This window comes from Pseudomonas sp. BN505, assembly GCF_029873175.1.
GTDB classification, from domain to species: Bacteria; Pseudomonadota; Gammaproteobacteria; order Pseudomonadales; family Pseudomonadaceae; genus Aquipseudomonas; species Aquipseudomonas putida.
Genome location: NZ_SSOI01000067.1, coordinates 475,929 through 497,899 on the forward strand (window position 1 = coordinate 475,929; position 21,971 = coordinate 497,899).

The 21,971-nt window shown below is 62.9% G+C and carries 16 protein-coding genes; 6 read left to right on the plus strand and 10 right to left on the minus strand.

From position 1 onward, the window contains the following. Positions 1–24: 24 nt before the first annotated feature. Both mscK and E8E78_RS24675 read right to left on the minus strand, forming a co-directional pair. A complete protein-coding gene (mscK, locus tag E8E78_RS24670) occupies positions 25–3,333 on the minus strand; it encodes a mechanosensitive channel MscK (protein ID WP_280337146.1) in 3,309 nt (1,102 codons plus the stop codon). Between the two features lie 35 nt (positions 3,334–3,368). Continuing rightward, positions 3,369–5,111 carry a potassium/proton antiporter gene (locus E8E78_RS24675; RefSeq protein WP_041167927.1) on the minus strand — a complete coding sequence of 581 codons (1,743 nt, stop codon included), beginning with the start codon at positions 5,109–5,111 and terminating at the stop codon, positions 3,369–3,371. A 179-nt stretch (positions 5,112–5,290) separates the two neighbouring features. On the opposite strand from E8E78_RS24675, the gene E8E78_RS24680 reads away from it, so the two are divergent. Beyond that, a complete protein-coding gene (locus tag E8E78_RS24680; RefSeq protein ID WP_059394469.1) occupies positions 5,291–7,441 on the plus strand; it encodes a DUF6543 domain-containing protein in 2,151 nt (716 codons plus the stop codon). Between the two features lie 42 nt (positions 7,442–7,483). On the opposite strand, the gene betA is transcribed toward E8E78_RS24680, so the two are convergent. The 3 genes from betA to betI all read right to left on the minus strand — a co-directional run bounded on the left by betA (position 7,484) and on the right by betI (position 11,427). Next, entirely contained in the window at positions 7,484–9,181 is a 1,698-nt protein-coding gene (betA, locus tag E8E78_RS24685) for a choline dehydrogenase (RefSeq protein ID WP_016502025.1), read from the minus strand. A 77-nt stretch (positions 9,182–9,258) separates the two neighbouring features. Further along, on the minus strand, positions 9,259–10,731 hold the full coding sequence (betB, locus tag E8E78_RS24690) for a betaine-aldehyde dehydrogenase (protein WP_049277792.1): 1,473 nt from the start codon (positions 10,729–10,731) through the stop codon (positions 9,259–9,261). A 39-nt stretch (positions 10,732–10,770) separates the two neighbouring features. Further along, positions 10,771–11,427 (minus strand): transcriptional regulator BetI, encoded by a 657-nt coding sequence (gene betI, locus E8E78_RS24695; protein ID WP_016502023.1) that lies wholly within the window; start codon positions 11,425–11,427, stop codon positions 10,771–10,773. Between the two features lie 536 nt (positions 11,428–11,963). Here betI and E8E78_RS24700 point away from each other — a divergent pair. Further along, complete coding sequence (locus tag E8E78_RS24700; RefSeq protein ID WP_229609090.1) at positions 11,964–13,910, plus strand: BCCT family transporter; 1,947 nt, start codon at positions 11,964–11,966, stop codon at positions 13,908–13,910. Between the two features lie 176 nt (positions 13,911–14,086). Here the strand turns inward: E8E78_RS24700 and E8E78_RS24705 are convergent, their stop codons facing one another. The 4 genes from E8E78_RS24705 to gpmI all read right to left on the minus strand — a co-directional run bounded on the left by E8E78_RS24705 (position 14,087) and on the right by gpmI (position 19,340). Then, positions 14,087–14,854, minus strand: coding sequence for a divergent polysaccharide deacetylase family protein (locus E8E78_RS24705; protein WP_049277797.1), 768 nt, complete (start codon positions 14,852–14,854; stop codon positions 14,087–14,089). Between the two features lie 8 nt (positions 14,855–14,862). Then, a complete protein-coding gene (locus E8E78_RS24710; RefSeq protein WP_016502020.1) occupies positions 14,863–16,179 on the minus strand; it encodes a S41 family peptidase in 1,317 nt (438 codons plus the stop codon). 78 nt (positions 16,180–16,257) lie between these two features. Further along, positions 16,258–17,574 (minus strand): murein hydrolase activator EnvC, encoded by a 1,317-nt coding sequence (locus E8E78_RS24715; RefSeq protein ID WP_280314802.1) that lies wholly within the window; start codon positions 17,572–17,574, stop codon positions 16,258–16,260. 230 nt (positions 17,575–17,804) lie between these two features. Further along, a complete protein-coding gene (gene gpmI / locus E8E78_RS24720) occupies positions 17,805–19,340 on the minus strand; it encodes a 2,3-bisphosphoglycerate-independent phosphoglycerate mutase (RefSeq protein ID WP_049274587.1) in 1,536 nt (511 codons plus the stop codon). Positions 19,341–19,546: 206 nt separating this feature from the next. Between gpmI and E8E78_RS24725 the strand changes: the two genes are divergently transcribed. From E8E78_RS24725 to secB, 3 genes are read left to right on the plus strand one after another with little or no spacing between them, the layout of a single operon-like run. Continuing rightward, on the plus strand, positions 19,547–19,960 hold the full coding sequence (locus E8E78_RS24725) for a rhodanese-like domain-containing protein (protein WP_016502017.1): 414 nt from the start codon (positions 19,547–19,549) through the stop codon (positions 19,958–19,960). 1 nt (position 19,961) lies between these two features. Next, the gene (grxC, locus tag E8E78_RS24730; RefSeq protein WP_003249204.1) at positions 19,962–20,216 is read left to right on the plus strand and encodes a glutaredoxin 3; all 255 of its coding nucleotides are present in this window, start codon (positions 19,962–19,964) and stop codon (positions 20,214–20,216) included. A gap of 39 nt (positions 20,217–20,255) precedes the next feature. Then, the gene (secB, locus tag E8E78_RS24735) at positions 20,256–20,741 is read left to right on the plus strand and encodes a protein-export chaperone SecB (RefSeq protein ID WP_016489596.1); all 486 of its coding nucleotides are present in this window, start codon (positions 20,256–20,258) and stop codon (positions 20,739–20,741) included. A gap of 126 nt (positions 20,742–20,867) precedes the next feature. Here the strand turns inward: secB and trmL are convergent, their stop codons facing one another. Beyond that, positions 20,868–21,329, minus strand: a complete 462-nt coding sequence (gene trmL / locus E8E78_RS24740; RefSeq protein ID WP_013974580.1) for a tRNA (uridine(34)/cytosine(34)/5-carboxymethylaminomethyluridine(34)-2'-O)-methyltransferase TrmL — start codon at positions 21,327–21,329, stop codon at positions 20,868–20,870. Here trmL and E8E78_RS24745 point away from each other — a divergent pair. Then, positions 21,328–21,765 carry a hypothetical protein gene (locus E8E78_RS24745; protein WP_049274586.1) on the plus strand — a complete coding sequence of 146 codons (438 nt, stop codon included), beginning with the start codon at positions 21,328–21,330 and terminating at the stop codon, positions 21,763–21,765. The two genes, trmL and E8E78_RS24745, sit on opposite strands and share 2 nt — an antisense overlap. Positions 21,766–21,971 lie beyond the last annotated feature (206 nt).

A 21,971-nucleotide genomic window follows, 5' to 3' on the forward strand; every position in this document is an offset into this window, starting at 1 on the left:
ACAGAATAAAGCATTCGAGCCCACTCAGGCCGGTGCAGTGCCATCCGGTTTAGGTTGCTCCAGCGGAATCAGCTGCTGCTTGCCGCCCTTCTGGTCCATCAGGAACACCTCGACCTGGCGTACCGAGATCTTGATGTTGTGAGCCTTGAACTCGCGGTTGATGTAGCGGTTGATCTCGTCCAGCGTCGGGTTGCGGTCGCCCAGGTCGCGCACGTGCATGCGCAACTCGTGGTCCAGCGAGCTTTCACCAAAGTTGAGGAAGTACACGATCGGTTCCGGGTCCTTGAGCACGCGCGGGTTTTCGTGTGCGCCCTTGAGCAGCAGGTCGCGCACAAGGTCCAGGTCAGAGCCGTAGTCGATGCCCAGCTTCAGCGTTACCCGGGTGACCGTGTCGGTCAGCGACCAGTTGATCAGCTGGCCGGTGATGAAGGTCTTGTTGGGGACGATGATGTCCTTGCGGTCGAAGTCGGTGATGGTGGTGGCGCGGATGCGGATCTTGCTCACCGTGCCCGACAGGTTGCCGATGGTGATGGTGTCGCCAATGCGTACCGGGCGCTCGAACAGGATCATGATGCCGGAGATGAAGTTGGCGAAGATTTCCTGCATGCCGAAGCCCAGGCCCACTGACAACGCGGCCACCAGCCATTGCAGCTTGTCCCAGCTCACCCCCAGGGTCGACAGGGTGCTGACGATACCGATGCCGACAATGGTGTACGACAGCAGCGTGGTGGTGGCATAGGCACTGCCCTGGGCCAGGTTCAGGCGTGACAGCACCAGCACTTCCAGCAGGCCAGGCAAGTTGCCGGCCAGGGCGAAGGTGATGCCGACGATCACCAGCGCACCCAGCAGGTCGCCAAGGCTTATCGGCACCATGCTGGCGGCGGCGCCGGTGCCGCTGGTGTATTCGTACAGGACGAAGTTGTTGAGGTAAGCGAACACCGAGATCAGGTCTGCCCACACCCAGTACAGGCCGGCGATGAAGCCGCCGAGCAGGGCCAGGCGGATCAGGCGCAGCGACTGCTGGTTGACCTGCTCGATGTCCAGCGTCGGCTCTTCGGTGATGACTTCGCCATCCAGCCCTTCCTTGGCCGCTGCCCGTTTGCTGAGCGCGCGCTGGTAGGCCAGGCGCCGTGCCGCCACCGACAGGCCGCGCACGAACGCCGCCTCGATCACCAGCCAGAACAGCAGCAGGTACAGGGTGTAGATGAGTCGGTCGGTGAGCTTCAATGCGGTGTAGTAGTAGCCGAAACACACGGCGACGAACAGGGCGATGGGCAGTGCGGTGAACGCTACGCCCACTGCCTTGCGGAACAGCGAGGTGTCGCGGTGCGCGGGGCTGCTGAGCAGCAGGCGGCTGAGCAGCCAGGCCATCAGTGCGTAGCAGGTCAGCACCACGCCGATACCCAGCACATCGTCGGCCAGCGCCGAAGGCTGGTGCTCGGCCACCGCCACCACGCCCACCAGCGCCAGCACCACGGTGCCCAGGCGGCGTACCCAGCCACGCAGGAACTCGACTTGCGGCTTGTGCCAGCGGAAGTGGATTTCGGCCACGCCACCGGGGGCCAGGATGCGGTAGGCGGTGTAGAACACCAGCCAGGCCTGGGCCAGTTGCCAGAGGGCGGCACCGAGGTTGGCGTTTTGCCCGCGGGCGTCGATCTGCAGGGCGTAGCTGCACAGCGCCAGGCCAAGGCTGACCGGCATCGCCAGGAGGATGTTGATAAGGATCGCCTGGGGCGTGTGCCACTGGCTGTCACGGCGGAAGTGGCCGATGTCCTGGTGCACCTTGCCCAGCCGTTGGTACAGGTACTTGCGCCGCCACAACAGGGCGCCGATGACCAGCAACAGCGGCAGGAACAGCAGCGGGCGCTGGCTCAGGCCGTCGGCCAGCTCTTTCAGGCCCGAACCCCACGGCAGGTTGGCGACCTGGTCGGCCAGGCGCTGGGGTACATAGCTCAGCCAGTCCCAGTCCAGCGGCTTGTTGCTGGGGATCCAGAACATCTGTTCGTCGAGGGTGGTGCGCAGGCTCTGCGCGGTGCCCAGCAGCTGCTTCTGGTTGAGTTGCAGGGTGATCGACTCGTTGAGCAGTGCCGACAGTTCGCGGTTCAGGCGCTCAAGCAGATCGCTGCGGGTGATCGCCACCTCCAGCAGGGCTTTGCGCAAGGCCGGGGTGACGTCTGCCTGCGGCTGGCTGGCCAGCAGTTTGTCGACGTAGGTAACCGGGCTGCTCATTTGTTCGCGTTGCTGGTTGATCTCGAACTGGTACAGGCGGATATCGGCGATCTGATCGGCCAGGTCTCGGTCGAGCTTGAGGTGCGGTAGCGCCTGCTTCTGTTTGTAGAGGATCTTCGACAGCAACAGGCTGCCCTTGAGTACGCTGATCTGCTCGTCCAGCGCCTGATCGGCCTGGGTCAGGCTGTCGAGTTGCTGCTTGGTGCGCAAGTTCTGTTGGGTCAGCTCGTTGAGGCGGTCGGTGCTTTTGAGCAGGTAGTCGGAAAGCTTGAGGTTGGCCGCGCTCTCGCTGGCCAGCAGGCTGCTGCCGCCGGCTTTCTGGGCCTCGATCGATTGCTGGGTAACCGCCTCTTGCGACTGGGCCAGCCGTTTATCGTTGATCAGCGTCTGCAGGTCCTGGATTTCCTGCTCCAGGCGCGCGGCACGCTCGATCAGCAGGTCGTGGCGGGCGTTGCCCAGGTCTTGCAGCAGGCTGTTGCCAGCCAGTTCCTGGCGGCGCAGCAAGGTAAGTGCGTTGAGTGAGGCCAGCTCGGCATTGAGCTGGTTGCGCTGGTCGGCGTTGATCGATTTGCCGCCATCCTTGCCGGTTTTGAGGATGCTGTTGATCTGCTGGGTACGGGCCTGGCTGTTGCTGATTTCGGCCTGGGCGCGTTCCGGGCGGGTTTGCGAATTGATGATCAGGCTGTTGGCTTCGGACAGCGCCTTCTGCAGCTCGCCCTGCTGGGTGTTACGTTCGCTGAGCATTTGCTCGAGCTGTGGCACGCTGAGGGCGGCGTAGCGTTGAGCGACAGGCTGCGCCTTGCTTTCCTTGAGCCTGGCCAGTTCCTTCTGGCTGTCACTGGTTTCCTTGGGGGCACTGGTCAGCTGCTGCTTGAGCGCGGCGAGCTTCCTTTCGTTGTCTTCCTTGCTGGCAAGCAGGCTCAACGTCTGTTCGAGCACTTGCTGCAGGGCCTTCTGGTCAGCCTCGGGCAGTTTGCGCTCGGCAATCTTGTCGAGGCTGTTCTGGATGCTGGCGGTGGTCGGGGCCTCTGCTGCGGTGGCCGCAAAGGAAAGGGACAGGCACAGCCCGAGCAGGGCTGTGCGAAGGTACACGCGCAGGGACATAGGCAGACTACTTGTGGATCCGGCAGAAACGAAGTTTAGAGGAACAATCCTGGTCCGGGTCGCGTTCCTTCGGGGAATCTGACGCCTACTTTCTGGATCTTGTTCCCGTCCATGGTTGCCACGGTCCAGATCGTGCCATGCCAATCGACCTGGTCACCTACTACTGGAGCGCCTCCGACCTTCTGTCGGATGAACTGCGCCAGCGGCATTTTCGCGTCCAGGCCATCGAGTTTCAGGCCGTAAAGCGCTGCCACCGCACCCAGTTCGGCATCGCCTTCGAGCACGAAGTCGCCAAAGAACCGCAGGTCCAGGCCACGCTGTGGTGCCTGGCTGAACAGTTTGCCCAGCGCCGGCAGGTTATGCTCGTGACCGATCACGCAGAGCATGTCGCCCACTTCCAGCACGGTACTGCCGGAGGGGTGCAGCAGTTGCTCGCCACGGAACAGGGCGGCAATCCGGGTGCCTTCGGGCATTTTCAGCTCGCGCAGGGCGGCACCGATGCACCATTTTTCGGCGCCCAGGCGGTAGACGAACATTTCCCACTCGCTGGTGATGTGCACTTCCAGGGCTGAGCGGGAGATCGGCGCCGGGTCTGGCGGCACGGTCACTTTCAGCAGTTTGGCCATCCACGGCAGGCTGGTGCCTTGCACCAACAGCGACACCAGCACGATGAAGAACGCCAGGTTGAAGAACAGCTGGGCGTCTGGCAGGCCCGCCATCAGCGGGAACACCGCCAGGATGATCGGTACCGCGCCGCGCAGGCCTACCCAGGAGATAAAGCCCTTTTCGCGGCCATGGAAGGCCTTGAACGGCAGCAGTGCAGCGACCACCGACAGCGGCCGCGCCACCAGAATCATCCACAATGCCAGGCCTAACGCCGGCAAGGCGATGGGCAGCAGGTCGTGGGGCGTGACCAGCAGCCCCAGCACCAGGAACATGCCGATCTGGGCCAGCCAGGCCATGCCGTCGAGCATGTGCAGGATACCGTGGCGGCTGCGGATAGGCTTGTTGCCCAGCACCAGGCCGCACAGGTACACGGCGAGGAAGCCGCTACCGTGCAGGGCGTTGGTCAGCGAAAACACCACCAGGCCGCCGGCTACCACCAGGATCGGGTACAGGCCACCGGCCAGGTTGATGCGGTTGACCAGCTGCAGCATCACCCAGCCGCCACCCAGGCCCAGCAGCCCGCCAATGCCGAATTCGCGCAACAGGTGGCCCAGCAGGCTCCAGTGCAGGCCGGTCTGGCCGCTGGCGATCATGTCGATCAGGGTGACCGTGAGGAAAACCGCCATCGGGTCATTGCTGCCCGACTCGATCTCCAGGGTGGCGGTAACCCGCTCGTTCAGGCCTTTGCCGCCCAGCAGCGAGAACACCGCAGCGGCGTCGGTTGAGCCGACGATGGCGCCGATCAGCAGGCCCTGTATCAGGCTCAGGTTGAACAGCCAGGCGGCGACCAGGCCGGTGAGGGCGGTGGTGATCATTACCCCGACCGTGGCCAGCGACAGTGCCGGCCACAGCGCCACGCGGAAGCTTGCCACCCGCGTGCGCAAGCCACCGTCGAGCAGGATCACGGCCAGTGCCAGGTTGCCCACCAGGTAGGCGGTCGGGTAGTTGTTGAAGATGATGCCGCCACCATCGACACCGGCGACCATGCCGACGGCGAGGATGATGACCAGAATGGGGATGCCCAGCCGCGACGACAGCGAGCTGACCAGAATACTTGCACCCACCAGCAATGCGCCGATCAAGAACAGGCTGTTGATGGTGCTTGCATCCAAAGGCAGGTACTCCGAGACAGCGGCGGGAAGGGACGTGGTAGCGCGTTTTTCAGCAAAAGCTAGCAGGTCACGTGCCAATCGATTCTAACCCGAGGCCAGCGCAGGCTGTAAAGCGATACCGCATCGTCGCTGCGGCTTGCGGCTGCAATGGTGCGCCCACTATCAGGCAGCCGCGTAACATGAACGTCAAAGCACCCATTTCTCTGGCCCAGGTGGCCCAGCGCCTGCTCGGACAATTTCCTGATTTGCACAACTTGGCGCGCCAGGCGGCGGGCCATGTGCTTCGCCGCCAGCTAGGTTACTGGCTGGATCCGGACGGGCTTTACTGGCACGAGTTCCAGTCGGCGGCCAGCAGTTCGTCGAGCTTCACTGGCTGGTGCCACAACGGGCCGCCACTGCGGTCCTTGAGCCTGACCGAGCTGGTCATCCAGCGGTTCAGCCCGCAGCAGCAGGCCAGTGCTGACGAGCTGAGTATTTACGGTGGCTTCTACCGGGTCGATGCCAGCCACAGGGTCTATGACGAGCGCAACGAGGTGCGGCTCGACCCACAGGAGGTCTTGGCGGCGTTCTGGCGGTTGGATTTTGCGGGGCGCTACGCCGAGGCACTGCGCCAGTTTCGCTCGCGCAATGGCGAAGACTATTGTGTCTTGGCCCGCGCCCGCTTCCTTGCCGCTGTGGGCCGATCCACGTTGAGCGACCCTGAGCGCCAGGAGCTGGTAATGGCAACGGTCGCTGTACCCGGTTTGCCGAGTACCGTGCAAGGCCTGCGACAGGACCAGGAAGCGAATACCCAACATGGATGGAGCGCACTGGCCGTCGGCGATATCAGCGCCAGGATGCTGTTCCTGCGTAAGCTGAAGACTGGCAGGTTGTGCCTCTATCTTGCCGATGCACAGGATGTCGTGCAGGTATTCGACGATCGCCACGCGTTTCAGGAATGGATGGCGGACCAGGCAGCCACGGATGTGGGGCGAGAGCGGCTGGTCAGGTTGTTCGTCGGGGACGGGGTACTGGCGCAGTCGCTGCGCCCGCGTTTACGCGATTACTTCAAGTCGCTTGCGCAGTCGCGGGGCGACACCATGATTTCCGGGCCGGCCATTGCAGGGGACCTGTTCGTCCATCTGCGCGATGCGGTCATGGATGATCTGGCCAGCGATGCTCATGAGCGGCTGACCACCAACGCACAACTGCGCAAGGCCGATTGGCTGGCGGGCTTGCAAGCAGCGAGTTTTATAATCGCGCCGATGACGCCGCTTGGCTGGCCAGTGATATTGGCATCGCTCGGTCTGGGCACCGCAAGCCTCGCTCTGCACCTGGACCGGGCAATCAATGGCAAGCAGGCCTGGCGCACAGCTGCATGGTGGTCAGTACTGACGGATATTCTGTTCATTCTGCTTGATATAGCCATGATGCGTGCCAGCGAGCTGTTCACCGATGGCCACGTCCCCCCGCGTGTGGCTGGTCAGGCGCAAGCCTCTGCCGGCAAGGTCGAATGGGGGCCTTACATGGCCCCAGCGGCAGACGAATTGCTGGCTACGTCGGATAAGGCGCTGGCGCGGCAGGAAGCCCTGTTGGGCGCGGTGCCGTGCGCTGATCTCGATGCCGTGGGGGCCAATGGCGAGTATCTGGATGCATTCAGTGAGCCGTATCCCGTCTATCGCGATGAGCACGGCTTTGGTTCGCCCGCCATTGCCGAGTACACCAGCTCGCCGGAGCGCTACAACAACCTGTGGCGGGGCATGCCGCTAGAGGGCAGTCGCGCCGGGAATATCCAGCGCAGCCACGACCTTGCCCGCGCACTGGGGCAAATTGGCGTCAGTAATCAGGTGAGGCTGTACCGGGCGGCTTCCAGCCTGCGGGGCACGGGTCTTCAGGTATCTGGTGAGGGTGCCATTGAAGTGGGTGATGTACTGGTGACCACCGACTTCACGTCATTCACGGAAAACCCCTATGCCCTCTGGGAGGTTTTCAATGACCCTCAGACCCAGGTCAGTGGCCGGAGTGCTTTTGATGAAAATGCGTTGGTGTATGTATTGGAACCAGGCGAGGACATGCAGGCGACGCCGATCGGGCCCTTTTCAAGGCGACCAGATGAGGCAGAGTCTTTGATGATGCCCGGGCGCTACCTGCAAGTGGAAAAGGTAACGGCCGTTCAAGGGCACAACTATCACTTTACGGAGGTGTGCCTGAAGGCACTGGCGCAGGCGCCAAGCGGGAATACCGTGCGTGAGATGCGCTCCGGAATGTTGTTCGACCGCCAGGCACTGGCTGTGCGACTGGGCAGTGAGGATGACTCGTTGATGCGCACCTTCTTTGCGGTGCCCACCTGAGCAAAAGTGAAAGGGGCCGCTGTGCGGCCCCTGATCAAGGTTTCAACCCTGCTTCACTTCACGCATCGGCTTGCCTTTCACCGGCGCATCGCCCGCCACATAGTACTTGGCAGTGCTGCGCGGCAGCGGCTTGCGGCCACGAATCTTGTCCGAGATCTTTTCGGCAATCATGATCGTGGTGGCGTTGAGGTTGCCGGTGATGATCAGCGGCATGATCGAGGCATCGACCACACGCAGGCCTTTCATGCCATGCACGCGGCCTTCGCCGTCGACCACTGCCATGTCGTCGGTGCCCATCTTGCACGAGCAGGACGGGTGGAAGGCGGTTTCGGCGTGCTCGCGGATGAACTTGTCCAGCTGCTCGTCGGTTTGCACGTCGGCGCCCGGGCTGATCTCGCGGCCACGGTACGGGTCCAGCGCCGGCTGGGCCATGATCTCGCGGGTCAGGCGGATGCCGTCGCGGAATTCCTGCCAGTCCTGCTCGGTGGACATGTAGTTGAACAGGATGCTCGGGTGCTGGCGCGGGTTTTTCGACTTGGCCTGGATGCGACCACGGGCAGGCGAACGCATGGAACCCATGTGCGCCTGGAAGCCGTGTTCCTTCACGCCATTGGAGCCGTTGTAGTTAATGGCCACCGGCAGGAAGTGGTACTGAATGTTCGGCCACTTGAATTCAGGGCGGGTACGGATGAAACCGCCAGCCTCGAACTGGTTGCTGGCGCCGATGCCGGTGCCGTTGAACAGCCACTCGGCACCGATGGCCGGCTGGTTCCACCACAGCAGCGATGGGTACAGCGATACCGGCTGGGTGCAGGCGTACTGCAGGTACAGCTCAAGGTGGTCCTGCAGGTTTTCACCAACACCCGGCAGGTCGTGTACAACCGGGATGTCGAGGCTTTCCAGCAGGTGACGCGGGCCGACGCCGGAGCGCTGCAGCAGCTGCGGCGAAGCGATGGCGCCGGAGCTGACGATCACTTCCTTGCGGGCACGGGCTTCAACACGCTCTTCGCTGTCGCCGACCAGGTAGGTCACGCCAACGGCGCGCTTGCCGTCGAACAGTACGCGGTCGCTCAGGGCGTGGGTGACGATGGTCAGGTTCGGGCGCTTCTTGGCCTGGTCCAGGTAGCCACGGGCGGTGCTGGAGCGGCGGCCGTTCTTGGTGACCGAACGGTCCATCGGGCCGAAGCCTTCCTGCTGGTAGCCGTTGAGGTCTTCGGTGCGCGGGTAACCAGCCTGCACGCCGGCCTCGACCATGGCGTGGAACAGCGGGTTGTTGCCGGCCTTTGGCGTGGCAACGCTGACCGGGCCTTCACCACCGTGGTAATCGTTCGGGCCGATGTCACGGGTTTCGGCTTTACGGAAGTACGGCAGGCAATCCAGGTAGGTCCAGTCTTCCAGGCCTGGCAGCTCTGCCCAGCCGTCGAAGTCCATGGCGTTGCCGCGGATGTAGCACATGCCGTTGATCAGCGACGAGCCACCCAGGCCCTTGCCACGGCCACATTCCATGCGGCGGCCGTCCATGTGCGGCTCCGGGTCGGTCTCGTACGCCCAGTTGTAGCGGCGGCCTTGCAGCGGGAAGGCCAGGGCGGCTGGCATCTGGGTGCGGAAGTCGAAGCGGTAGTCGGGGCCACCGGCTTCCAGCAGCAGTACGGTGACGCCGGCGTCTTCGGTCAGGCGGGTAGCCAGGGTGTTACCGGCCGAACCGGCACCGACGATGATGTAATCGAATTCTTGGGACATGAAAGTACCCTCGTGTTGGCGGTGATCAGGGAGCGGGAACGCCCGTGCACAGTGGCACGGGCGTGGCTAGACAGGGCTTAGAAAACCGAGTTGTAGCCGCCCAGCTCGACCTGGACCGACTTGATGCGAGTGTATTGAGCCAGCGAGCTGACGCCGTTCTCACGGCCGACGCCCGACTGCTTGTAGCCACCGACCGGCATTTCGGCCGGCGATTCACCCCAGGCGTTGATCCAGCAGATGCCGGCTTCCAGCTTGTGGATGATGCGGTGGGCGCGGGTGATGTCGTTGGTGCACACACCGGCGGCCAGGCCGTACTCGGTGTCGTTGGCACGACGGATCACTTCTTCTTCGGTCTCGTAGGACAGAATGCTCATGACCGGGCCGAAGATCTCTTCCTTGACGATGGTCATGTCGTCGGTGCAGTCGGTGAACACGGTCGGGGCCACGAAGGCGCCCTTGGCGAATTCACCTTCGGTCAGACGCTCGCCGCCGCACAGTACGCGGGCACCTTCTTCTTTACCCTTGGCGATGTAGCCCAGCACGTTTTCCATGTGGGCGAAGCTGACCAGCGGGCCGAAGTTGGTGTTCTCGTCTTCCGGGTTGCCAACACGGATGCGGGCAACGCGCTCGGCGATCTTGGCTTCGAAAGCAGCTTTCATTTCAGCCGGGATGAACACGCGGGTGCCGTTGGTGCACACCTGGCCCGAGCTGTAGAAGTTGGCCATCATGGCGATGTCGGCGGCCTTGTCCAGGTCGGCGTCGGCGCAGATGATCAGTGGCGACTTGCCGCCCAGTTCCATGGTGACTTCCTTCAGCGAGGAGCTGGAGGCGCTGGCCATGACTTTCTTGCCGGTGGTGGTGCCGCCGGTGAAGGAGACTTTTTCGATGCGCGGGTGCTCGGTCAGCCAGGTGCCGACTTCGCGGCCGCTGCCGGTCAGAACGTTGAACACGCCATTTGGCAGGCCGGCTTCGGTGTAGATCTCGGCCAGTTTCAGGGTGGTCAGCGAGGTGACTTCCGACGGTTTGAAGATCATCGCGTTGCCGGCGGCCAGGGCCGGGGCGGATTTCCACAGGGCGATCTGGATCGGGTAGTTCCAGGCGCCGATACCCACGGTCACGCCCAGCGGCTCGCGGCGGGTGTAGACGAAGGACGATTCGCGCAGCGGGATCTGCTCGCCTTCGATGGCCGGCACCAGGCCTGCATAGTATTCCAGCACGTCGGCGCCGGTGACGATGTCGACGTAGCGGGTTTCGGAGTACGACTTGCCGGTATCCAGGGTTTCCAGCTGGGCCAGCTCATCGTTGCGCTCGCGCAGGATGTCGACGGCGCGGCGCAGGATGCGCGAACGCTGCATGGCGGTCATCGCAGCCCAGACTTTCTGGCCACGCTCGGCGCTTTCGACAGCTTTCTCGACGTCAGCCTCGGTGGCACGTTGCACGTGGGCGAGGACTTCGCCGGTAGCCGGGTTGATGGCTTCGAAAGTGGCATCGCTGCCAGCGTCGACGTAAGCGCCATCAATGTAGAGTTTTTGCGTTCCGAAACGGGCCATAGTGTCCTCGCAAGTGCAGTGTGTGGTTTGGCTTGCGCGTCACGCTCCTGCTGGGTTGGCAAGGGCCGTGCGTGCTTGTTCAGCGGCCTGGTCGTTTGTGCCCAGGGTGTGCTGTTTAGCCAGTTGTAGATCCATGTATTCGTAAGCAATCCGTATCGCCTGGCCGGTGTCGAATGCATCACCCGACAGGGCGCCACGCAGCCACAGGCCGTCGATCAGGGCTGCCAGGCCGCGGGCTGCCTTACGCGCATGGTAGAGCGGCAGGGCGCGGCGGAACTGGCAGCACAGGTTGGAATACAAGCGGTGGTCGTTGATCCGCTGCAACCTGTGCAAATCGGGCTGGTGCATGCTGGAAGCCCAGAAGGCCAACCAGGTTTTCATTGCCGGGCCGTTCACCTGGCTGGCATCGAAGTTGCCCTCGATGATCACTTTCAGGTGAGCGCGCGGGCTGTCGTCCGTCAGGGCCTGACGGCGTGCTCTGACGCCTTCGTTGAGCATGCTCATGATGTAACCCATCGTCGCTGCTATCAGGCCGTTCTTGTCCCGAAAGTAGTGACTGATGATGCCGTTCGACACACCGGCCAAACGGGCAATCAGCGCAATGCTGGCGTCCCCCAGACCGACCTGATCGACCGCCTGCAATGTGGCTTCGATCAACTGCTGGCGGCGGATGGGTTGCATACCGACCTTGGGCATCTTGCTATCTCCTCAGGCCTGCGAGCAGACGACGGGCGGCTGACTCGGCGAAGGCCAGTCTATTTTGTTTTGATTGAACGTTCAATCAATAAAGAATAAGCTCTGCGACAATTTGTGCCATTGACAGTTTTTCAGGCGGTCGAGAAGGCACGGATTGACACCCCAGGAAATCGCGTAACCCCCGGAATACAAGGCGTTGACGGGCATGAGCGATGCGAAATGCAGATTCTGCCGTACGGCCACTGGCCCTGCGACAGGCCCTTGGAGCGGGCGGGGTGATCTGTGACGAATGCGCGCACCTCTGCGGATGCGTGGGCATTTACAGCAGGCCACCTGTCTGTTTTTTTGCAACGTATCGATTCGGGATCACGGTTTCCAGGGTGCTTTTATAACACCTGACGCAGTGGGGATATTCCACCAATTGCTCGGGAAAGAATGATTAGCCTCCACAAAGCCGTACTGCCCGGAGCATTCGTGCAATGAGTTCTGCCTCACTTACCAAGCCCCCCGCCGAGAGGGTACGGGTCAACCGCGTAGTGTTCTTCACCTCCGCGCTGATGATCCTTGTTCTGACTGCCTTGCTGATCGCTGTACCCGATACTGCCGGCCAGGTGCTGGGCGTGGCCCAGAAATGGCTGACGCGTACCTTTGGCTGGTACTACATGCTGGTGATCTGTGGTTACCTGCTGTTCGTCGTCTACCTGGCCTTCTCCGATTACGGCAAGCTCAAGCTGGGTGGCAAGGACGACCAGCCTGACTTCAGCTACGGCGCCTGGGCCGGCATGCTGTTCTCTTCCGGCATCGGCATCTCGCTGCTCTACTTCGGCGCTTCCGAGCCGCTGGACCACTACTTCAACCCACCGGAAGGTACCCCGGCCAGCCTCGAAGCTGCGCGCCAGGGCCTGCAGCTGACCTTCCTGCACTGGGGCCTGCATGGCTGGGCGATCTACGCCCTGGTCGGCCTGGCCGTGGGTTACTTTGCCTACCGTCACAACCAGCCGCTGGCACTGCGCTCGGCGCTGTACCCGCTGGTGGGTGAGCGTTGGGTCAAGGGTGCTGCCGGCAACGCGGTGGACATCTTCGGCATGTTCGTGACCCTGCTGGGCCTAGTGACCAACCTGGGGATCGGCTCGATGCAGGTGTCCTCGGGCCTTGAGTACCTGTTCGGCATGGAGCACAGCCAGACCAACCTGTTGGTGGTGATCCTGGTCATGGCCGGCGTGGCCACCGTGGCAGCGGTATCGGGCGTGGAAAACGGCATTCGCCGGCTGTCCAACCTGAACATCCTGCTGTTCAGCGGCCTGCTGCTCTTCGTGCTGCTGGCGGGCAACACCCTGCACCTGTTCAACGGCTTTGTGCAGAACGTTGGCGACTACCTCAATGGCATCGTCCTGAAAACCTTCGACCTGTACGTGTACGAAGGCGAAGCCGGCAAGTCCGAGCGCTGGCTGGGCCTGTGGACCGTGTTCTACTGGGCCTGGTGGATCTCCTGGGGCCCGTTCGTCGGTATGTTCATTGCCCGTATCTCCAAGGGCCGTACCGTGCGCCAACTGGTCAGCGGTGTGCTGTTGATCCCGCTGGGGTTCACCTTGGCCTGGCTGTCGATCTTCGGCAACACCGCACTGGACCTGGTGATCAACCAGGGGGCGGTGGAGCTGGGCAAGACCGCGCTGGAACAGCCGTCAATGTCGATCTACCAGCTGCTGGAATACTTCCCGGCGGCGAAGATCGTGATTGGTGTGGCGGTATTTGTCGGCTTTGTGCTGTTCCTTACCCCGGCCGACTCCGGTGCGGTGATGATGGCCAACCTGTCGTGCAAAGGCGGCAAGGTCGACGAAGACGCCCCGCACTGGATGGTGGTGTTCTGGTCGGTGGTCATCACCCTGGTCACCATCGGCCTGCTGTTTGCCGGCAACTTCGAAGCCATGCAGACCATGGTCGTGCTGGCGGGCCTGCCGTTCTCGGTGGTGCTGGTGCTGTTCATGTTCGGCCTGTACAAGGCCATGAAGCAGGACGTTGCAGTAGAAAGCGAACGCGCCGAGCTGGCCGCCCGTGGCCGTCGCGGTTTCAGCGAGCGCCTGACCCAGCTGGAGCTGCAACCGACCCAGGCTGTGGTGCAGCGCTTCATGGACAAGCAGGTCAGCCCGGCGCTGAAAGAAGCGGCCGCGCAGTTGCAGACCCTGGGCTTCGAGGTCGAAACCCGCGTTGGCCAGTCGCGCAACATGATGGGCCTGCGGGTGATGATGGACGAGGGCAACCCGTTCGTTTACGAAGTGAGCCTGGACGGCTACATGGCCGCGCCGAGCGAGGCGCCGGTTGAAGGCGAACCGGAAGTGCGTCAGCGCTACTACCGCGCCGAGGTGTACCTGCACGACGGCAGCCAGGAGTATGACCTGATGGGCTTTGCGCCGGAGCAGATCGTGCGTGATGTGCTGGATCAGTTCGAAAGCCACCGCCAGTTGCTGGGGCGTGTGTACAGCTGATTGCTGTTGATGCAAAAGAAAACCCCGCTCACTTAGCGGGGTTTTTTTTATTGGGGCCGCTTTGCGGCCCTTCGCGGGCATGCCCGCTCCCACAGGGATCGCGCAGGCTTCAGGCCCTGTGACAATCTTGTGGGAGCGGGCGTGCCCGCGAAGGGCTGCAAAGCAGCCCCAGCTTCTCAGCGATTGGTGTAGCGGCCATTCTTGCCATGCCCAGGCATCGCCTGGTTGCTGCGCACGGCGATCATCTGGCTGAGCCTGATCAGTTCGATGCCCTGGGCCTTGAGCTGTGGCAGTGCCCGTTCCAGCACTTCGAGGGTTTGTGGGTAAGGATGCCCGATCAATACTGCAGACCCTTGCTTGCGCGCCAGGGCGATGCCTTGCTGCAACTGCCCTGTGATCGCCTCGGTTGTGCGCACATCGTCGAGGAACACATCCCGCGAAACGTGGGCCAGGCCGATGCGCTGGGCCTCGGCTGCGGCCACGGTGGCGGCGCTGGTGCGGCTGTCGACGAAGAACAGGTGGCGTTGCTGCAGTTCACCCATCAACCAGGCCATCGGTTGGCGCTGTGCCGTCATGCGGCTGCCCATGTGGTTGTTGATGCCGGCGGCGTAGGGCACCTTCGCCAAGGCCGCCTCCAGGCGGCGGGCCAGTTCGTCGATGGCGATGCCCGGGTGCCAGGCATAGGGCCCGGTGGCCGGGTCCATGGGCATGTGCAGGATCACCGTCTTGCCCGCCTTGTGGGCTTGGCGGGCGAAGTCGCTGGCGTGCGGGGTGTCGGGCATGATCGCCATGGTCACCGGCCCAGGCAGGGCAAGCGTTCGGCTGTCACGGTCGGGGCTCTGGCCCAGGTCGTCGATGATGATGCTCATGTAGGCCTTGCCGGCCGGCGCCGCTTGCGCGACCCCGGCCAACAGGCAGAACAGCAGACACAGCAGGTAACGCATCGTGTGGATCATTTGCCCGAGGTGATGTTCAGCCCTTTGAGCAGGCTCAGGGCCTGGCTCAGCTGGAAATCATCGTCCTGCGGGCGTTCCTTGCGCTTGCTGCTGCCGGTCGGGCGGTCGGCGCCGCCGTTGCCGTTGCCCAGGTGGCCCTGCAGGTCGGCTTCCTTGAAGTTTTCGGTGTCGACTTCGGCGGTGAGCTTGGCGGGGCGCACTTCGATGTCCGGCACGATGCCCTGGGCCTGGATCGAGCGGCCGTTGGGGGTGTAGTACAGCGCGGTAGTGAGTTTCAGGGCGCGGTCGTTGGCCAGCGGCAGCACGGTCTGCACCGAGCCTTTGCCGAAGCTGTCGGTACCCATCAGCACGGCGCGCTTCTGGTCCTGCAGGGCACCGGCGACGATCTCGGAGGCCGAGGCACTGCCGCCGTTGATCAGCACCACCAGTGGTACGCCTTCGCTGGCGTCGGCCGGGTCGGCCGAGAAGCGCAGTTCGGAGTTGGCGATGCGGCCCTTGGTGTAGACGATCAGGCCCTTGGTCAGGAAGTGGTCGGCCACTTCTACCGCCGACTGCAGCACGCCGCCCGGGTTGTTGCGCAGGTCCAGCACTACCCCGCGCAACTTCTTGCCGTTGTCCTTGCGCAGCTTGGCCAGCGCCTTGCCCACTTCGTCGCCGGTCTTGACCTGGAACTGGGTGATGCGGATGTAGCCGTAGTCGTTCTCCAGCAACTGGCTCTTCACGCTCTTGACCTGGATGACCGCGCGGGCCAGCGTCACGTCGAACGGATTGCCGCCGTCGCGCACCAGGGTCAGGGTGATCTTCTCGCCGATCTTGCCGCGCATCTTGTCGACCGCTTCGGTCATGGTCTGGCCACGGGTCGGGGCGCCGTTGATCTTGACGATCAGGTCGCCCGCCTGCACACCGGCACGCGAAGCCGGGGTGTCGTCGATGGGCGAGACCACCTTGATGAAGCCGTCTTCCTGGCCCACTTCGATGCCTAGCCCACCGAACTCGCCGCTGGTGCTTTCCTGCAGCTCCTGGAAGTCCTCGGGGCCGAGGTAGGCGGAGTGCGGGTCAAGGTTGCTGAGCATGCCCTTGATGGCGTTTTCCAGCAGGGTCTTGTCATCCACCGGTTCGACGTAGGCAGCCTTGATGCGGTCCATGACCTCGGCGAAGGTGCGCAGCTCTTCCAGCGGCAGCGGTGCCTTGGCGGTCACCTCGGTGGCTGGCACTGCGGCGGCCTTGGCCGGCTCTGCGGCGGTGGCCAGGGGCGCGCCGACCGCCAGGGCGATGGACAGGGCCAGCTGGGTGAGACGAGGCGAGTGCAGCATGTCGAACGAACTCCTGATCCTGTAAGCGCTCCGTGGGGAGCATCGGCGCAGCATTCAGGCTACGCCGTAGAAATTTGACTAGCCCCGGCACCACTGCGAAGGGTCGGTAGGCCGACCCTGCTGGCGGATGGCGAAGTACAAGCCTGCCGCGTCCTGGCCACCGCTGTCGCCAACGGTGGAAATGGCTTCACCGGCCTTGACGATATCACCGGCGCTCTTGAGCAGGCTCTGGTTGTGGCCGTACAGGCTCAGGTAACCGTTGCCATGGTCGAGAATGACCAGAAGCCCGGCGCCGCGCAACCAGTCGGCGAACACCACGCGCCCGCCGTGCACCGCACGTACCTGGGTGCCCGGGTTGGCGCTGATCATCACCCCGTCCCACTTTGCACGGGCGTCGCTGCCGCGGGCATCACCGAAGCGTGCCAGCAATCGACCGTTCACGGGCCATGGAAGTTTTCCCCGCGCCGAAGAAAATGCGCCGCCGTAGCTTGCACCGTCGGTGGAAACCATCGGGCCGAGGGTGGTACGAGCCTTTTTCGGTGGCTCCACGGGCTCCACAGGTGCCTGGGCCCGTTCGCGGGCAGCGGCAGCGGCCAGGGCCTCCTGCTGGCGGCGTTTTTCCGCTTCCTGCTGGGCCAGCAAGGCTTTCTTGCGCGCCTCTTCAGCTTCGCGGGCCTGTCGGGCCAGGGTTTCCTCGATGGTCTTGAGGACTTTGGCCAGGTCGGCCTGGTCCTGCTCGCGGGCCTGCAATTTCTGGTCGCGGTCCTTCATGTCGCCATTGAGCTTGGCCAGCACCTGCTGGCGCTTGCCTCGCTCGGCTTCCAGAGCCTGGCGGCGGCTGTCGAGGTCGGCGCGCTGGGCCAGCAACTGTTGCTGCTGGCCGGCAATGTCCTGCTCGACGTTGGCCAGCTGGCGCAAGGTCTCGTTGAAGGTGCGCAATTGCTCCACGCGCGCCTTGCTCAGGTAATCGTAGTAGGTGAGGGTGCGCGCGAACTTCTCGGGGTTCTGCTGGTTGAGCAGCAGCTTGAGGTACTCCTCGCGGCCGTTGTTCTGGTAGGCCGACCGGGCCTGAATGGCGATCAGTCGCTGTTGTTCAACGCGGGCGCTCTGGAGTTTTTTTTTCTCGGTTTCAAGGCGCTCCAGATCGCCCTCGGTCTTTTTTAGCTCTTGCTGTAGAACCTCCACCTGTTTTTCGAGATTGCCGATGTCGGTCTCGGTGGCTTTGAGGTCCTTTTGCACACCGGCCTTTTCTTCCTGGAGCTTGCCCAGCGTCTTCTTGAGCTCGGCAATGTCCTGGCGGGTGGCGTCCAGTTGCTGCTGGGTCTGCGCACGCTCATCGGCGAAGGCCGGGCTGAGCAGGCAAGACAGGGCTAGGAGGATCAGGGCGCGAAGCATGGGGTTTGGCGTACCAAGGATGGAGACTGGCCTAGTATGCCCGCCCGGGCGGGCAAAAAAAACGCCTCGCTGCGGGAGCAGGGGGGCGTTGGTCTGGAATTCATGTGCAATTGGGGCCGCTTCGCGGCCCTTCGCAGGCATGCCCGCTCCCACAAAAGCAGCGAGTGCAGCCGGTTCTGTGGGAGCGGGCGCGCCCGCGAAGGGTCGCGAAGCGGCCCCGATACACCGAATCAGGCGTCGACCAGGATCGACGTACCGGTCATTTCCACCGGCTTTTCCAGCCCCAGCAGCTTCAGCATGGTCGGCGCCACGTCGGCCAGCACGCCGCCATCGCGTACCTTGACGTTGCGCTTGCCCACGTAGATGAACGGTACCGGCTCGGTGGTGTGCGCGGTGTGCGCCTGGCCGGTGCATTCGTCTTCCATTTGCTCGACGTTGCCGTGATCGGCGGTGATCAGCGCTTCGCCGTCCACCTTGTCCAGCGCTTCGACAATGCGCCCTACACAGGTATCCAGCGCTTCGACCGCCTTGACCGCCGCCTCGAACACGCCCGTGTGGCCGACCATGTCGCCGTTGGCGTAGTTGACCACGATCACGTCGTACCGCTGCTGCTCGATGGCTTCGACAATGCGGTCGGTCACTTCTGGCGCGTTCATTTCCGGCTGCAGGTCGTAGGTGGCAACCTTTGGCGACGGGATCAGGATGCGTTCTTCGCCTTCGAACGGCTCTTCACGCCCGCCCGAGAAGAAGAAGGTAACGTGAGCGTACTTCTCGGTCTCGGCGATGCGCAGCTGGGTCTTGCCGTTCTTGGCCAGGTACTCGCCCAGCACATTGTTCAGGCTGGACGGTGCAAAGGCTGCGGGGGCGGGGATCTTGGCCGAGTACTGGGTCAGGCCGATGTAGGCCGCCAGTTTTGGCAGGCGGGCACGCGGGAACTCGTTGAAGTCGGCTTCGACGAACGCACGCGACAGTTCGCGGGCGCGGTCGGCGCGGAAGTTCATGAAGATCACGGCATCGCCATCTTCAACCTTGACCGCTTCACCAATGCGCGTGGCTTTGACGAACTCGTCGCTTTCGTCACGGGCGTAGGCCGCTTCCAGGCCGGCCTGGGCGGTGTCGGCGGTGTACTCGGCGGCGCTGTCGACGATCAGGTTGTAGGCGGCACTGACACGGTCCCAGCGGTTGTCGCGGTCCATGGCATAGTAGCGGCCGATCAGGGTGGCGATGCGGCCCTTGCCCAGCTTGGCGAACGTGCCGTCGAGCAGTTCGATGGACGACTGTGCGCTGCGTGGCGGGGTGTCGCGGCCGTCGAGGAAGGCGTGCAGGTAGATTTTTTCTGCACCGCGCTGCGCAGCCAGTTCGGCCATGGCCACCAGGTGGTCCTGGTGGCTGTGCACGCCACCATCGGACAGCAGGCCGAGGATGTGCACGGCCTTGCCGGCACTGGCGGCCTTGTCCACGGCAGAGGTGAGCACCGGGTTCTCGAAGAACTCGCCATCGCGGATGGCTTTGGTGACGCGGGTGAAGTCCTGGTAGACGACGCGGCCGGCCCCCAGGTTCATGTGACCGACTTCGGAGTTGCCCATCTGCCCGTCCGGCAGGCCGACATCCATGCCCGAGCCGGAAATGAGGCCATGCGGCTGGGTGGCGCGCAGGCGATCATAGACCGGCGTTTTGGCGGCAAAGATAGCGTTGTGTTCGGGGATTTCGCTGTGGCCGAAGCCATCCAGGATAATCAGGACCAGGGGTTTGGGCGTGCTCGTCATCAATCAAACTCACGGTTGTTCAAAGATGATAAAGACACGCATTTTAGGGCAAATACGCCACCTGCGGCGAATATTCGTCCTGTTCCCTGACCAGCGCGGCCCATGCGGCAACATGAAGGTACCTTTGCGGCCGGCCCGTCGGGCTTTGGTGGTACTGGGGGGCTGTGTATACTGGCCGGCATTTTCAATCGCCTGGAACACCGCTGATGGTTGCTCACCTGATTCAATTCGCGACAGATCACTACATCCTGGTTGCGATCTTCGTTGTTCTGCTGGTCCTGCTGCTGCTCAATGAAATCCGCCGCGGCGGCCAGAGCCTGAGCAATGGCCAACTGACCGCCCTGGTCAATGCCGACAAGGGCCTGGTCATCGACATCCGTACTGCCAAGGAATACGCCGCCGGCCACATCGTCGGTGCGATCAACATTCCGCAGGACAAGCTGGCCGCCCGCATGAGCGAGCTGGACAAGCACAAAGAGAAGACCCTGATCGTCGTCGACGCGATGGGCCAGCAGTCCGGCACCCACTGCCGCGAACTGCTCAAGGCTGGTTACACCGCCGCCAAACTGAGCGGTGGCGTTTCCAGCTGGAAAGCCGATAACCTGCCCCTGGTGAAGTGATATGAAGCCCGTCATCGTCTATTCCAGCGACTACTGCCCCTACTGCATGCGCGCCAAGTACCTGCTCGAGAGCAAGGGCGTGGCCTTCGAGGAAATCAAGGTCGACGGCAAGCCGCAGGTTCGTGCCGAGATGAGCCAGAAGGCTGGCCGTACGTCGGTGCCGCAGATCTGGATCGGCAGCACCCATGTCGGTGGATGCGATGACCTTTATGCCCTGGAGCGCGCCGGCAAGCTCGACGCGCTGCTGGCGGCCTGATTTGCACTGCATTCAAAAACATTAGGATAAGGACCTGCCATGACTGACCAACAGACCAACGGCGCTGCTGCAGAAGACAACAGCCCTCAGTTCTCCCTGCAGCGCATCTATGTGCGCGACCTGTCGTTCGAGGCCCCGAAAAGCCCGCAGATCTTCCGTCAGACCTGGGAGCCGAGCGTTGCGCTGGACCTGAACACCAAGCAGAAAGCCCTGGAAGGTGACTTCCACGAAGTGGTGTTGACCCTGTCGGTAACCGTCAAGAACGGTGACGAAGTGGCTTTCATTGCTGAAGTGCAGCAGGCCGGTATCTTCCTGATCGCCAACCTGGATGCGGCTTCGATGAGCCACACCCTGGGTGCGTTCTGCCCGAACATCCTGTTCCCGTACGCCCGCGAGACCCTGGACAGCCTGGTGACCCGTGGTTCGTTCCCGGCCCTGATGCTGTCGCCGGTCAACTTCGACGCCCTGTACGCGCAAGAAATGCAGCGCATGCAGGAAGCCGGCGAAGTGCCGACCGTACAGTAATCACTGCCGGTATCAAGAAAGCGCCTCTCGGGGCGCTTTTTTGTTGCCCGCTCCCCCTACGGATTGGCGTACACATTTCAATGTGGGAGCGGGCGAGCCCGCGAAAAGGCCCTTGCAGGTAAGAAATCAGCTCCCGGCAAACCCGTTTTGCCGCCAGGCCTCATACACCGTCACCGCCACGGTATTGGACAGGTTCAGGCTACGGCACCCCGGCCGCATCGGCAGGCGCAGACGCTGTTCGGCCGGCAGGCTGTCGAGAACCTCGGCCGGCAAACCGCGGCTTTCTGGCCCGAACAGAAAGGCGTCGCCCGGCTGATAGGCCACTTCATGGAACGGGTGCGAGCCCTTGGTGGTAAAGGCGAACAGCCTTGGATTACCGAGGCTTTCCAGGCATCCGGCCAGGCTCTCATGGCGCTTGAGCGTGGCATACTCATGGTAATCCAGCCCCGCGCGACGCAGGCGCTTGTCATCCAGTTCGAAGCTGATGGGTTCGATCAGGTGCAGGTCGCAGCCGCTGTTGGCGCACAGGCGAATGATGTTGCCGGTATTCGGCGGAATTTCTGGTTGAAAAAGGATGACGTGAAACATGCACGGCTCCAAGCGTGAAGATGACGGGCATTCTACTCCTGAACCGGACGTGCGTTCGAAGGCCTTCCCTCGGGTAATGCTGTCACTGGCGATTGTCGGTTTGATGGTAGGGCTGATGATTGGCCGCCTGACCGCGCCCGACGAGCGTGAGCTCCAGCAGGTGGAGGTGATGCAGGATGGCCTGACGTTGTGGTTCAACGAAGAACCCGAGCTGCATGGCGAGAATGTGGAAGGTACGGTTGCGCTGCTGTTCCAGGCCCAGGGCAAGAGCCAGCACGGGCAATTGAGCCTGCAAGGCAAACCGGTCAGTTGGCGGGTGCAGAACAGTGACGAAGGGTTGCTGCTGACTGTGATTGCCGCGCGTCCCCTGCACGGCGAGTGGGCCGGTGCAGAGGACGATGGGCGTTGGCGGGTGCAGGTGAAACTGCACGAATAAAAGAGGGGATATCCCGGCCTGCCTGTACCAGGGTCCCCAAAAGGGGTTACTGCGTATAAAGGGGGGATGACCCGGCCTGCCTGTACCGAGGTCCCCAAAACGGGCGGTGCTGCGAATAAAAGAGGGGTTCACCCGGCCTGCCTGTACCAGGGCCCCCGAAACTGGGTATGTATTAGCTATTGCAGGGGGCGTGCCAGTTTTGCAAA

Excerpts from the sequence above, each read along its gene's own strand:
- mscK (WP_280337146.1), bottom strand. The coding sequence starts at position 3,333 with ATGTCCCTGCGCGTGTACCTTCGCACAGCCCTGCTCGGGCTGTGCCTG.
- E8E78_RS24680 (WP_059394469.1), top strand. The coding sequence starts at position 5,291 with ATGAACGTCAAAGCACCCATTTCTCTGGCCCAGGTGGCCCAGCGCCTG.
- betA (WP_016502025.1), bottom strand. The coding sequence starts at position 9,181 with ATGTCCCAAGAATTCGATTACATCATCGTCGGTGCCGGTTCGGCCGGT.
- betB (WP_049277792.1), bottom strand. The coding sequence starts at position 10,731 with ATGGCCCGTTTCGGAACGCAAAAACTCTACATTGATGGCGCTTACGTC.
- betI (WP_016502023.1), bottom strand. The coding sequence starts at position 11,427 with ATGCCCAAGGTCGGTATGCAACCCATCCGCCGCCAGCAGTTGATCGAA.
- E8E78_RS24705 (WP_049277797.1), bottom strand. The coding sequence starts at position 14,854 with ATGCGTTACCTGCTGTGTCTGCTGTTCTGCCTGTTGGCCGGGGTCGCG.
- E8E78_RS24710 (WP_016502020.1), bottom strand. The coding sequence starts at position 16,179 with ATGCTGCACTCGCCTCGTCTCACCCAGCTGGCCCTGTCCATCGCCCTG.
- E8E78_RS24715 (WP_280314802.1), bottom strand. The coding sequence starts at position 17,574 with ATGCTTCGCGCCCTGATCCTCCTAGCCCTGTCTTGCCTGCTCAGCCCG.
- gpmI (WP_049274587.1), bottom strand. The coding sequence starts at position 19,340 with ATGACGAGCACGCCCAAACCCCTGGTCCTGATTATCCTGGATGGCTTC.
- E8E78_RS24725 (WP_016502017.1), top strand. The coding sequence starts at position 19,547 with ATGGTTGCTCACCTGATTCAATTCGCGACAGATCACTACATCCTGGTT.
- grxC (WP_003249204.1), top strand. The coding sequence starts at position 19,962 with ATGAAGCCCGTCATCGTCTATTCCAGCGACTACTGCCCCTACTGCATG.
- secB (WP_016489596.1), top strand. The coding sequence starts at position 20,256 with ATGACTGACCAACAGACCAACGGCGCTGCTGCAGAAGACAACAGCCCT.
- E8E78_RS24745 (WP_049274586.1), top strand. The coding sequence starts at position 21,328 with ATGCACGGCTCCAAGCGTGAAGATGACGGGCATTCTACTCCTGAACCG.
- trmL (WP_013974580.1), bottom strand. The coding sequence starts at position 21,329 with ATGTTTCACGTCATCCTTTTTCAACCAGAAATTCCGCCGAATACCGGC.